Annotated in this window: 13 protein-coding genes and 1 tRNA gene; 9 read left to right on the top strand and 5 right to left on the bottom strand. The window is 66.8% G+C overall.

Going from position 1 to position 12,074, the window contains the following annotated elements; genetic code table 11:
- Positions 1-4: 4 nt before the first annotated feature.
- Genes GGR25_RS02710 through GGR25_RS02695 form a run of 4 tightly spaced genes read right to left on the bottom strand, consistent with a single transcriptional unit; the run spans position 5 to position 3,388 of the window.
- Positions 5-976, bottom strand: coding sequence for a branched-chain amino acid ABC transporter permease (locus tag GGR25_RS02710; protein ID WP_183397172.1), 972 nt, complete (start codon positions 974-976; stop codon positions 5-7).
- Positions 973-1,881: a branched-chain amino acid ABC transporter permease gene (locus tag GGR25_RS02705; protein WP_183397171.1), complete on the bottom strand. Its 909-nt coding sequence runs from the start codon at positions 1,879-1,881 to the stop codon at positions 973-975. Before GGR25_RS02705 ends, GGR25_RS02710 begins: the two co-directional genes overlap by 4 nt.
- Positions 1,878-2,633, bottom strand: a complete 756-nt coding sequence (locus tag GGR25_RS02700; protein ID WP_183397170.1) for an ABC transporter ATP-binding protein — start codon at positions 2,631-2,633, stop codon at positions 1,878-1,880. Before GGR25_RS02700 ends, GGR25_RS02705 begins: the two co-directional genes overlap by 4 nt.
- Entirely contained in the window at positions 2,630-3,388 is a 759-nt protein-coding gene (locus tag GGR25_RS02695; protein WP_183397169.1) for an ABC transporter ATP-binding protein, read from the bottom strand. Before GGR25_RS02695 ends, GGR25_RS02700 begins: the two co-directional genes overlap by 4 nt.
- 115 nt (positions 3,389-3,503) lie before the next feature.
- Between GGR25_RS02695 and GGR25_RS02690 the strand changes: the two genes are divergently transcribed.
- The 6 genes from GGR25_RS02690 to GGR25_RS02665 all read left to right on the top strand — a co-directional run bounded on the left by GGR25_RS02690 (position 3,504) and on the right by GGR25_RS02665 (position 8,621).
- Positions 3,504-3,857, top strand: a complete 354-nt coding sequence (locus GGR25_RS02690) for a TIGR04076 family protein (RefSeq protein ID WP_183397168.1) — start codon at positions 3,504-3,506, stop codon at positions 3,855-3,857.
- Between the two features lie 10 nt (positions 3,858-3,867).
- On the top strand, positions 3,868-4,914 hold the full coding sequence (locus tag GGR25_RS02685; RefSeq protein ID WP_183397167.1) for an aldo/keto reductase: 1,047 nt from the start codon (positions 3,868-3,870) through the stop codon (positions 4,912-4,914).
- Positions 4,911-5,372 (top strand): hypothetical protein, encoded by a 462-nt coding sequence (locus GGR25_RS02680; protein WP_183397166.1) that lies wholly within the window; start codon positions 4,911-4,913, stop codon positions 5,370-5,372. The genes GGR25_RS02685 and GGR25_RS02680 overlap by 4 nt, the downstream gene beginning before the upstream one ends.
- 32 nt (positions 5,373-5,404) lie before the next feature.
- Positions 5,405-6,661, top strand: coding sequence for an ABC transporter substrate-binding protein (locus GGR25_RS02675; protein ID WP_183397636.1), 1,257 nt, complete (start codon positions 5,405-5,407; stop codon positions 6,659-6,661).
- A 194-nt stretch (positions 6,662-6,855) separates the two neighbouring features.
- Positions 6,856-8,331, top strand: coding sequence for an aldo/keto reductase (locus GGR25_RS02670; protein ID WP_246409160.1), 1,476 nt, complete (start codon positions 6,856-6,858; stop codon positions 8,329-8,331).
- 86 nt (positions 8,332-8,417) lie between these two features.
- Positions 8,418-8,621 (top strand): hypothetical protein, encoded by a 204-nt coding sequence (locus GGR25_RS02665; protein WP_183397684.1) that lies wholly within the window; start codon positions 8,418-8,420, stop codon positions 8,619-8,621.
- Positions 8,622-8,851: 230 nt separating this feature from the next.
- Here the strand turns inward: GGR25_RS02665 and GGR25_RS02660 are convergent.
- Positions 8,852-8,925, bottom strand: a tRNA-Gln gene (locus tag GGR25_RS02660).
- A gap of 325 nt (positions 8,926-9,250) precedes the next feature.
- On the opposite strand from GGR25_RS02660, the gene GGR25_RS02655 reads away from it, so the two are divergent.
- The 3 genes from GGR25_RS02655 to GGR25_RS02645 all read left to right on the top strand — a co-directional run bounded on the left by GGR25_RS02655 (position 9,251) and on the right by GGR25_RS02645 (position 12,074).
- Positions 9,251-10,294: an ABC transporter substrate-binding protein gene (locus tag GGR25_RS02655; RefSeq protein ID WP_380147061.1), complete on the top strand. Its 1,044-nt coding sequence runs from the start codon at positions 9,251-9,253 to the stop codon at positions 10,292-10,294.
- Between the two features lie 116 nt (positions 10,295-10,410).
- Positions 10,411-11,295, top strand: coding sequence for an ABC transporter permease (locus tag GGR25_RS02650; RefSeq protein WP_183397164.1), 885 nt, complete (start codon positions 10,411-10,413; stop codon positions 11,293-11,295).
- Positions 11,292-12,074 (top strand): ABC transporter permease, encoded by a 783-nt coding sequence (locus GGR25_RS02645; protein ID WP_183397163.1) that lies wholly within the window; start codon positions 11,292-11,294, stop codon positions 12,072-12,074. Before GGR25_RS02650 ends, GGR25_RS02645 begins: the two co-directional genes overlap by 4 nt.

Here is a 12,074-nt window from a genome sequence, read left to right as displayed (position 1 = left end):
CCGCCTAGTCCGTTCCCGCTTCCCCTGCCATGGCCTCGACATCGCGCGAGACGATAGCGCGTTCGCCGATCAGGCCGCGCGGGCGGATGATCAGGATTGCCGCCAGCGCGACGCCGATCGCCACGATCTGCAACGCCGCGGCGCGGGCCTGAAAGGCCGGCGCGACGAAGGAGCCGACGGCAAGGCTCGACAGGCTCCACAGCGCCCAGACGACCACGGCACCGATCAGCGCGCCGCGATTATTGCCGGAGCCGCCGACGATCAGCATCGCCCAGGCCTGGAAGGTCAGGATCGAGAGATAATTGTCGGGTGCGATGAAGCCGATGAAATGCGCCTGCATGGCGCCGGCAAGCCCCATGATCGCGCCGCCGAGCGCGAAGGCCTGCAGGCGGTAGAAATTGACGCTCTTGCCGAGCGAGGCGGCCGCGGCCTCGTCCTCGCGGATCGCGCGCAGCACGCGCCCGAACGGGCTGCGCGTCAGCATTTCGAGCAGCAGGAACAGGCCGAGCGTCACCGCGCCGGTGAGCGCCAGATTGGCGGCGTTGAACGCGATCGGCGTCTCGGCGAGGCCGGCGAAGGGCCGCGGGATGAACGCGATGCCGAACGGCCCGCCGGTCAGCCCCGTGGCGTTCAGCGCGACGACCTGGATCGTCACCGCGATGCCGAAGGTCGTCATGGCAAGATAGTCGGCGCGGAGCCGCAAGGTCGCGAGCCCGATCAGCGCCGCCGCGCCACCGGCCAGCAGCATGGCGGCAAGCCAGCCGGCGAGGATCGGCCAATCGAAGCCGCCGATCCGATCCGCCGTTTCCGGCGTCGTGAGGATCGCCGAGGCGTAGGCGCCGATGGCGACGAAGCCTGCGACGCCGACATTGAAGAGGCCCGTCTGGCCCCATTGCAGATTGAGGCCAAGACAGATCACGCCGAAGATCAGCGCGTTGACGAGGAAGAAGGCGCCGTAGCCGACGAGATCGATCATCCCTCGCGCACTCCGAACAGACCGCGCGGGCGGATGAGCAGGACGGCGATCAGCAGCACGAAGGCGACGGCCGAGCGGAACTCGGCGCCGACCCATTGCACGGCGGCCGCCTCGGCGATGCCGACGATCAGCCCGCCGAGGATGGCGCCCCAGACGCTACCAATGCCGCCGAGAATGGCGGCGGCGAAGAGCGGCAGCAGCAGGTCGAAGCCCATTTGCGGGCGGATCTGCACGGTGATGCCGAGCATGATGCCGGAGACGCACGCAAGCGCCCCGCCGATCAGCCAGGTGGCGCGGATGACCGCGGCGACGTCGATGCCGACGACCCGCGCCAGCGCCGGGTTCTCGCTCACCGCCCGCATCGAGCGGCCGATATGGGTGCGCGTCAGCAGGAGATGCATCGCGATCACCACGACGAGCGCGAGGCCCATCATCGCCATCTGGTCCGGCGTCACGCGGATGCCGAGGCCGAGCGGCACGGCAATCTGGATCGCACGGCTGAAATAGGCCGGCTCGGACGTGAACAGGAATTCGAGCAGCGCGCGCAGCGCCAGCGAGGCGCCGAAGCTCGCGATCACCATGACGATGCCATGGCCGGTGCGGCGCAGCGGCTTGAACAGCGCGGAGTCGAGCAAGAGCGCCAGAAGCCCGGTCAGCGCCATGGCGAGAAGGCCGGCGACGATCAGCGGCCAGCCAAAGGAGAATGGCATGAAGCGGCCGGCCGGCGCGATCACGCCGGCGATCCCGCCGACGATGGCAAGCGTCAGATAGGCGCCCCAGGAGATGAAATCGCCATGGGTGAAGTTCGAGAAGCGCAGGATCGAATAGGTCAGCGTCAGCCCGACCGCGCCGAGCCCGATCAGCGCGCCGGCAAAGAGCCCGTCGGCGAGGAATTGCAGGCTCATGGCGCAATCCCCCGCATCGGACCATCCGCGCCGCCGAGGCCGAGATAATGCGCGGCGATATCCGGATCGGCGGCAAGCGCCGCGGCCGAGCCCTCATGCCGGTTGCGGCCATCGGCGAGGATGTAGGCCCGGTCGGCGATGGCGAGCGCGGCGCGGGCGTTTTGCTCGACCAGCAGGATGGTGACGCCGGTCTTGCGGATCTCGGCGAGCTTGGCGAACACCTCGCCGACGAGCTTGGGCGAGAGACCTGCGGAGGGCTCGTCCAGCATCAGCACCGAGGGCTCGATCATCAGTGCGCGCGCGACGGCAAGCATCTGGCGCTGCCCGCCCGAGAGACGGCCAGCCGCGAGGCGGCGTCGGTTGGCGAGGTCGGGGAACAGCGCGAACATCGCCTCGATGCGGCTCGTTCTTTCCGCCGCCGGCGCGACATGACCCGCCAGTTGAAGATTCTCCTCGATCGTCATGGTCGCAAAGATGTTTTCCGTCTGCGGAACGAAGGCGAGGCCCAGCCTGACCATCAAATGAGCCGGACGATGCGTGATCGCCTCGCCATTCAGCGCGATGTGCCCGCGCGAGACCGGCACGAGGCCGGCGATCGCCTTGATCAGCGTCGATTTGCCGGCGCCATTGGGGCCGAGCACCACGACGATCTCGCCGCGGCCGACATGGATCGAGGCGCCCTTGACGATCGGCAGGCCCGGCTCATAGCCGGCCTCGACATCCTCGGCGAGGAGAACGGGCGACACGCTCATGCCGGCGCCCCGCCGAGATAGGCCTCGATCACGCGCGGATCGCGCGCCATCTCGGACGGCGCGCCGCGCCCGAGGACCCGCCCCTCGGCCATGACGATGACCTCGCCGCAGAGGCGCCCGACGAGATCCATATTGTGCTCGATGATCAGGAAGGTGACGCCGTCAGCATTGATCGTCTCGATCCGCTCCATGATCGTCTCAAGCAGTGCCGGATTGACGCCGGCGGCCGGCTCGTCGAGCAGGATCAGCTTCGGCTTCGCCATGAGGACACGCGCGAGTTCGAGCAGCTTGCGCTGGCCGCCGGAGAGCGATTTCGCGGGCAGCCGCTCGACCTTGCCGAGATCGACGAAGGCGACGATGTCGCGGGCGCGCTCGATGTTGGCCTTCTCCCGCCGCCGCACGGCGCCGCGTGCGAAGAGGTTCGGCGCGATGCGCTCGCCGGCCTGGTCCTGCGCGGCGACGAGGACATTTTCGAGCACCGACATCTCGCCGAAGGGCTTCGGGATCTGGAAGGTGCGTGCGAGGCCCGCCGCGATGCGCCGGTGCGCCGGCTCGTGCTCGACGGCGCGGCCGTCGATGCGCACGCTGCCCGCGGATGGCGTCAGCGTCCCGGCGATCAGGTTGAACGTCGTCGTCTTGCCCGCGCCGTTCGGCCCGATCAGCCCGACGATCGACCCGCGCGCGACGCTGAACGACACGTCGTCGACGGCGCGGAAACCGTCGAAAGACTTGGAAACCGATTGCACTTCGAGCATGCGTGGGCCAGACCAGAGGCGGGCGCGCCGGCTCCTGCCGCCGCCCGGACGGTTTGTTCTACATGGCTTGACCCAAGTCTCAAGAGGGCAGGCCATCCGACGCGACGAGGCAGCGATGGCGGAGCCATCCGACGATCATTTCGAGCTCTACGACCTCCGGGTCGAGGTGGTGGCGCCGCCCGGCGCGAAGCTCTATTGCGGCGCCGTGGTCGGCGATCATTTCGAGCTTCGCGGCGAGATGCTGCATCTGCCGCCGGGACAGGGCATCTCGATCTATTCGCTCGCCTCGGTGCTGCCCCTCCTCGCGGCCAAGCAGCGGCCGACTCACCGCAACGACTGGATGACGAGCGACGCCGAGATCGCCTGTCCCGACCCGAACTGCCCCTCGCGCCTCAGAATCACCCGTCTCGGCAAGCGCCGCTTCTCCCACGCCGCGACGACGGCCGTTCCCCTGCCGACATCCGAATAGAGCCTTCCCGATGGAAACCTTCGACCTAGCGCCCGACTATACGATCTCGCGCGTGATCCGCGGCGGCTGGCAGCTTGCCGGCGGCCATGGCGCGATCGACCGCGACAGCGCGATTGCCGACATGGCGGCCTTCGCAGAGGCCGGCATCGTCACCTTCGATTGCGCCGATATCTATACCGGCGTCGAGGCAATGATCGGCGCCTTCCGGGCCGAGTTCGGCCGCACGCATGGCAAGGCGGCGCTCGAGCGCATCCATGTCCACACCAAATGCGTGCCCGACCTCGCCATATTGAACCGCATCACCAAGCGCGACGTCGCCGCGATCATCGACCAATCGCTGCAGCGCCTCGGCATGGAGCGGCTCGATCTCGTCCAGTTCCACTGGTGGGATTATGACGCGCCGGCCTATGTCGACGTCGCCGTCTGGCTCGACGAACTCCGCCGCGAAGGCAAGATCCGCTACGTCTCCGGCACGAATTTCGATGTGCCGCGCGTCAAGGAATTCCTCGCGGCCGGGGTCCCGCTGCGCACCCTGCAGGTGCAATATTCCGTGCTCGACCATCGGCCGGAGAACGGCCTCGTGGAGCTCTGCCAGGCGAACGGCATCGACCTCCTCTGCTACGGCTCGGTCGCGGGCGGCTTTCTCGGCGAGCGGTGGCTGGGCGTCCCCGAACCCAAGGGCGAGCTCGAGAACCGCTCGCTGACCAAATACAAGCTGATCATCGACGATTTCGGCGGCTGGGCCCTGTTCCAAGAATTGCTCGCCGCGCTCGCCGCCGTCGCCGCGCGCCACGGCGTCGATATCGCGACGGTCGCGAGCCGCCATGTGCTCGACCGGACGGGCGTCGCCGCCGTTATCGTGGGCGCCCGCAACCGCAGCCACCTCGTCCGCAACCTCGCCATCGGCGCGCTGCGCCTGACGGATGAGGACCGCGCCGCGATCGACGCGGTGATCGCGAAGCGGCAGGGACCGGAGGGCGATGTCTACACGCTGGAGCGCGACCGCACCGGCCGCCACGGCTCGATCATGAAATACAATCTGAACGCCGTGTCATGACCGGAGCCGGCAGCACCCATCCCCTCGTCGCGGCGGCGATCCGCGAGATCGAGGCGTCGCACGATTTCTTCGTTCGCTGGTTCCTCGGCACGGCCGATGAGGCGGAATTCGCGCTCTGGCTGCGCACCACCCATCCCGCCTTCCGCCTGACGACGCCGGGCGGCGCGATGCTGGGTAACGCGGCGATCGTCGCATGGATCGGCGCGGCGCGCGGCTCGATGACCACCCGCTTCGAGATCGCGGTCGAGGATATCGAGCCGATCCATGTCGGCGAGGACGCCGTCTTGCTCATCTATGTCGAGCGACAGTATCGTGACGGCCGCATCACGCGGCGGCAATCCATGGCGTTCTTCCTTAAGGAGGACAGCGCCCCGCGCGGCGTGGTGTGGCGGCATCTGCAGGAAACCTGGCTGCAGGCGCCCGAGACAGAACAACCGGGGTCAAAGCCCGCGACATGAGGGGCAGGGAGTTTCCAATGACATCGATCCGCATGCTGCGCGCCGCACTTCTCGGCAGCGCCATCGCCCTGACTGCCGCCGGGGCGGCCCGTGCCGCTGATTGCGACATCACCGTCGGTCTCGTCATGGAGCTGACCGGCCCCGCCGGCGAATATGGCCAGGCGGGCGCGAAGTCGGTCGAGATGGCGTTCCGCGACCTGAACGACGCCGGCGGCGTCGCGGGCTGCAAGATCGTCACCGATACGCGCGATTCGCAGAGCCAGGGCACGGTGGCGGTCGACGTCGCCACGCAGCTTGTTCAGGTGAAGAAGGTGCCGGTGATCATCGGCGGCATCATCTCCTCCGTCTCGATCCCGATCCTGACCTCGGTGACCGCGCCGGCCAAGATCCCGCAGGTCTCGCCCGCCTCCTCCTCGCCGACGCTGACCAAGCTCGGCCGCGACGGCAAGACCAATGGCGTCTTCTTCCGCACCATCACGTCGGATGCGCTGCAGGGCATCGCCGCGGCGAAGTTCGCGATCGACCAGGGCATCAAGAAGGTCGCGATCATCAATGTGAACAACGACTTCGGCGTCAACATGGTCAACGAGTTCTCGTCGGCCTACAAGGCGCTCGGCGGAGAGATCACCTCGGTCACGCCCTATAACGAGAAGCAGTCGTCCTACCAGTCGGAAGTCACGGCCGCCCTCGCCTCCTCGCCCGAGGCGCTCTATCTCGTCTCGACGCCGGTGGATGGCGCCACGATCGCCCGCACCTGGATCTCGCAGGGCGGCCCGCAGAAGTTCCTGCTGAATGACGGCATGAACAGCGCCGAGTTCATCAAGAATGTCGGCCCGGAATATCTGAACGACGCCTTCGGCACCTCATCGGGCACCGACGCGACGGCATCGACCGAGTATTTCAACAAGGAATACAAGGCCTTCTCCGGCCTCGATCCGGCCAGCCCCGCCGCCGACCGCTCATATGATGCCGGCGCCATCGTCGGTCTCGCCATCGCCGAAGCCGGCAAGGGCGACAGCGCCGCCATCCTCGCCTCGATCCGCAAGGTGCTCGATCCGAACGGCACGGTGATCCATGCCGGCAAGGACGAGTTCGCCAAGGCGCTCCAGCTGATCAAGGACGGCAAGCCGATCAAGTATGAAGGCGTCATCGGCCCGGTCACCTTCGACGATGTCGGCGACATCACCGGCCCCTTCCGCCTCTGGCGCATCCAGAACGGCGAGGTGACGACCGTCGGCCAGATGTCGACGGCCGATATCGACAAGGTCAAGGCGTCGATCGCGAAGTAGAACAACATCGCGGAAGCGGCCCGGCGAGCTCTCTCTCCCGCGAAGCGGGGGAGAGTTGGAGAGGGGGTTCTTCTTCTCTTTCGCCGGGTGTCGCACGTGAGCCCCCTCCCCGGCCCTCCCCCGCAAGCGGGAGAGGGAGAAGTGCGCTGCGCCCAACGACATCACGGCGCACCGATGAACTGAAAGAACCCGCCTTGACCATCGTCCCAGCCCCGCCCCGCATCGCCGTTCCCGCCGGCTTCGAACTGCCCCGCATCGCGACGGGGCTCTGGCAGATCGCCGACATGGAGCGTGACGGGAAGACGGTCGATCAGGATGCGGCGGCGGCGGCGATGCTCGCCTATGCGAAGGCCGGCTTCGACGCCTTCGACATGGCCGACCATTATGGCAGCGCCGAGCTGATCACCGGCCGCTTCCTGAAGAAGGCGGCGGCCGAAGGGCTGACGCCGTTCGTCTCGACCAAATGGTGTCCTGAGCCGGGGCCGATGACGCGCGACGTGGTCCGCGCCGGGGTACAGAAGAGCCTCGACCGGCTCGGCGTCGACAGCGTCGACCTGATGCAGTTCCACTGGTGGAGCTTCGAGCATCCGGCCTATCTGGACGCGCTGGCGGAGCTCGAGGAACTCCGCCGCGAAGGCGTTATCCGCCATCTCGGGCTGACCAATTTCAACACCGATCATCTGCGGCTCGTCGCGAAGAACGGCGTCACAATCGCGACCAACCAGGTCTCGTTCTCGCTGCTCGACCGGCGCGCCGCTGGCGCGCTCAGCGCCTTCTGCCTGGAGAGCGGCATCCGCCTGCTCGCCTATGGCACGATGGGCGGCGGCTGGCTCTCCGAGCGCTGGCTCGGCGCCGCGGAGCCGCCGGCGGTGGGCGACTGGAGCAAGATGAAATATCGCCGCTTCATCGACACGATCGGCGGCTGGGACGCGCTGCAGGCGATCCTCGGCGCGGCCGCCGGGATCGCGCGCAAGCACGGCGTTTCCGTTTCCAATGTCGCGACGCGCTGGGTCCTCGATCATCCGGCGGTGGCCGCCGTCATCATTGGAGCCCGGCTCGGCGAGCGCGAGCATCGCGCCGACAATCTGAAGGCGTTCGGCTTCGCCTTCGACGAGGCCGACCGCGCGGCGCTCGACGCGGCCTTCGCGCAGTCGCGCGCCGTCCCCGGCGATTGCGGCGATGAATATCGCAAGCCCCCCTTCCTCACCGCCTCAGGTGATCTCAGCCACCACCTCGCCGCGCTGCCGCAAATCTATACGGCGCAACCGGTTCCCGGCCGGCCGGGGCGTCTCCGCGTCGATTCCGGCAGCATCTGGGAGCCGATCGCCGGCTATTCCCGCGCTATGCGCACCGGCAATCGCATCCTCGTCAGCGGCACGACAGCGACCCACACCGATGGCTCGACCGTCTGCCCCGGCGATGTCGCGGGCCAGACGACCTACATCCTCGACAAGATCACCGCGAGCATCGCCGCGCTCGGTGGCAGCCTAGAAGACGTCATCCGCACGCGCGTCTATCTCAAGGACGCGAACCAGTGGGAGCCGGCCTCGCGCGTCCATGGCCGGTATTTCGGCGCGATCCGCCCGGCCAACACGCTGCTCGAGATCAGCGAGCTGGTCGGCCCCTATGAGGTGGAGATCGAGGCCGAGGCGGTGGTGGACGGCGACTGACGCGCTAGGAGCTTGCAGGACGCGACGCTAGGCCTGATCGTCACGGGATTCCCCGGTGAGGCGGAAACGCGGAGGACGATGCCGACATGTCGAACCAGCCTGATGACCAGCAGAGCGCGACGCCCTATCACCCGGAAGAAATGAAGGCGATCTGGGACGTGCGCGTGGGCAAGCACATCACGGCGCAGGGCAGCGCCCGCTGGACGCCAGCCGGCGTCGTGACGGCCGGGATCGCCGCGTCCGCCATCCTGCTGGCCGCCGCCACGCTCATCCGCGCCGCACGCCGATAGCGCCGCGGCGACTTCTGCTGCATTGCTTGCCGTCTACGCCCGCCCAGCGAGGCGCGTAGCGGCATGTTCGGCGATGAACCGCGCATAGGCGGCGACCTCGGGAAGCCCCATGAGTTCGCCGAACGTGCCGCGTGCCAGCGGTCCGCCGATCAGAAGACGGCCTCTGGACCGACGACGGCGACCGCAGCGCTGAGAAATAGGCAACTCTTTGAAATGATTGCCAAATAAGTTGGCTGGGGAACCTGGATTCGAACCAAGACTAGCGGAGTCAGAGTCCGCTGTTCTACCATTAAACTATTCCCCAAACCGCGAAGCGGGCGTTCTGGCGAGTCGCTGGCGACGGGCAGAGGCGCTTCGGTTCGGCGGGCGTTCTACTAGCCCAGCCGGATCATGCCGTCAACCTTGTCGAGAGGTCTCCATCCACAGGCACGAGGCGCAGCAACGCTTCCGCATGACATCCAAACTTCAAAGAGCGATGATAGTGTCGGCTAGACGGCTTATCATCGCCGGGGGGCCGGATGTTGCGGCCGGGAAGCGTCGGGCGGAAATCGCCGATGGGAGACAGAAGAATGACGAAGAACTGGGTGCGTTTGTCGGTATCGGCACTTGCCATCTGCGCGTCGACCAGCATGGTCCTCGCCGACAGCATGGACGATCTCATCGCGGCGGCCAAGAAAGAGGGCACGCTGACCACCATCGCCCTGCCGCATGACTGGTGCGGCTATGGCGACGTCATCGCCGGCTTCAAGGCGAAGTACGGCATCGAAGTCAACGAGCTCAATCCCGACGCCGGCTCGGCCGACGAGATCGAGGCGATCAAGGCCAACAAGGGCAATACCGGCCCGCAGGCGCCCGACGTCATCGATGTCGGCCTCTCCTTCGGCCCGGCCGCCAAGGCCGAAGGCCTGATCCAGCCCTACAAGGTCGCGACCTGGGACTCGATCCCGGACAGCGCCAAGGACGCCGAAGGCTATTGGTACGGCGACTATTACGGCGTGATGTCGTTCCTGGTGAACAAGGACCTCGTCAAGACCGTCCCGACCGACTGGTCCGACCTGCTGTCGCCGGAATATGCCAATTCGGTCGCCCTCGCCGGCGCGCCGCAGACGGCCAACCAGGCGATCCAGGGCGTGTTCGCCGCCGGCCTCTCGGCCTCCAAGGGCGATATCGCCAAGGCGGGTGAAGAGGGCCTCAAGTTCTTCGCCGAGCTGAACAAGAAGGGCAATTTCGTGCCCGTCACCGGCAAGTCCGCCTCGCTGGCGCAGGGCTCGACGCCGATCATCATCGCCTGGGACTACAACGCCCTGTCGTGGCGTGACGTTCTCGCCGGCAACCCGCCGGCTGACGTCGTCATCCCGAAGACGGGCGTCGTCGCCGGCGTCTATGTCCAGGCGATCAGCGCTTTCGCGCCGCATCCGAACGCCGCCAAGCTCTGGATGGAATATCTCTATTCGGACGAAGGCCAGCTCGGCTGGCTGAAGGGCTATTGCCACCCGATCCGCTTCAATGCGCTCGCCAAGGAAGGCAAGATCCCGGCCGACCTGCTCGCCAAGCTGCCGGCCGCCGAGGCCTATGCTCCGGCGATCTTCCCGACGCTCGACCAGCAGGCCGCGGCCAAGGAAGTGATCGCCAAGAAGTGGAGCGAAGTCGTCGGCGCCGACGTCGCCAAGTAGACGTCGCCGGTTAGGCGCAATCGCGATCGGGCGTCGGCCTTTCCGGCCGGCGCCCCCTTCCCTTCCGGCGCGTTAGTCACCGGAGCCCCAACCGGACAGCCTCGCCAAGGACGTTCATGAGCACAACCGCCCTGCCGGCAAGCGCCGCGCGCGAGAAACGGATGAGCTGGTCCTGGCTGGGCATCCTGCCGTTCATCATCTTCTCGCTAATGTTCCTGCTGCTGCCGGCGGCCTATCTCATCGTCGGCGCCTTCCAGGACGCGAGCGGCAACTTCACCTTCCAGAACGTCCTCAATCTCGGCCAGCCCGCGATCATCCGCTCCTATACGCTCAGCCTGCAGATCAGCGCGGCATCGGCATTCGGCGGCGTGCTGATCGGCTTCTTCCTGGCGCTGGCGACGATCCTCGGCGGCCTGCCACGCTGGGTCCGCCCGACGCTGATGACATTTTCGGGCGTCGCCTCGCAGTTCGCCGGCGTACCACTCGCCTTCGCGTTCATGGCGACGCTGGGCCGGACCGGCCTCGTGACCGCGCTGCTCGTCACGCTGTTCGACATCAACATCTATCGCGGCGGCTTCAACCTTCTCTCCTTTCTCGGGCTGACGCTGACCTATCTCTATTTCCAGATCCCGCTGATGGTGCTGGTGGTCTCGCCGGCCCTCGACGGGCTGAAGCGTGAATGGCGCGAAGCGGCGTCGATCCTCGGCGCGACGGGCTTTCAGTACTGGCGCATGATCGCCCTGCCGATCCTGTGGCCGAGCCTCCTCGGCGCCTTCCTGCTGCTGTTCGCCAATGCCTTCGGCGCCATCGCCACGGCCTATGCGCTGACCGGATCGTCGTTCAACCTCGTCACGATCCTGCTCTATGCGCAGATCCGCGGCGACGCGCTGCACGATCCCAATCTCGGCTATGCGCTGGCGCTCGGCATGATCGTCATCACCGGCGTCTCCAACGGCGCCTATATCTGGCTCGCCTCCCGCAGCGCCCGGTGGATCCGATGAAATCGACCCGCTTCTTTCCCTGGTTCGGCTTCATCTTCGGTGCCGTCTATTTCCTGGTACCGCTGATCGCGACCTTCGAATTCTCGCTGCGCATGCAGCGCGGCATCTATTCCTTCAAGGCGTATCAGGTCGTCCTCGCCGATCCGAACTTCCAGGCGAGCTTCTCCTATTCGGCGATCATCGCGGTACTCACGATCATCGTCGGCATCGCGCTGGTCGTGCCGACCGCCTATCTGGTCCAATTGAAGCTGCCGCGCCTTCGGCCCGTCGTCGAGTTCATGACGCTGCTGCCGCTGGTCGTGCCCGCCATCGTCATCGTGTTCGGCTATTTGAGGATGTATAATTCCTCGTCCTGGCTGCCGATGACGGGCAGCGCGCGCAGCACCGACCTCCTGCTCATCTTCGCCTATGTGACGCTGTCGTTGCCTTATATGTATCGCTCGGTCGACACGGCGCTCCGGACGATCGACATCCGCACGCTGACGGAAGCGGCGCAGAGCCTTGGCAGTTCCTGGCCGCGAATCCTCATTCAGGTCATCCTGCCCAACATTCGCGTCGGCGTCCTCTCCGGCGCCTTCCTGACCTTCGCGATCGTCATCGGCGAGTTCACCATGGCGAGCCTGCTCAACCGGCCGGCCTTCGGGCCGTATATGCAGCTGATCGGCGCCAATCGCGCCTATGAGCCGGCTGCGCTCGCCGTGATAGCCTTCGCCATCACCTGGGCCTGCATGGGCCTCATTCAGATCGTCGCCAGTTTCGCGCCCGGCCAGAAGCGCTGA

The organism is Kaistia hirudinis (assembly GCF_014196455.1).
In the GTDB taxonomy this organism is placed as follows: domain Bacteria; phylum Pseudomonadota; class Alphaproteobacteria; order Rhizobiales; family Kaistiaceae; genus Kaistia; species Kaistia hirudinis.
The sequence above is the reverse complement of the archived record's forward strand: the minus strand, read 5'-3'. Positions and strand labels throughout refer to the sequence as shown.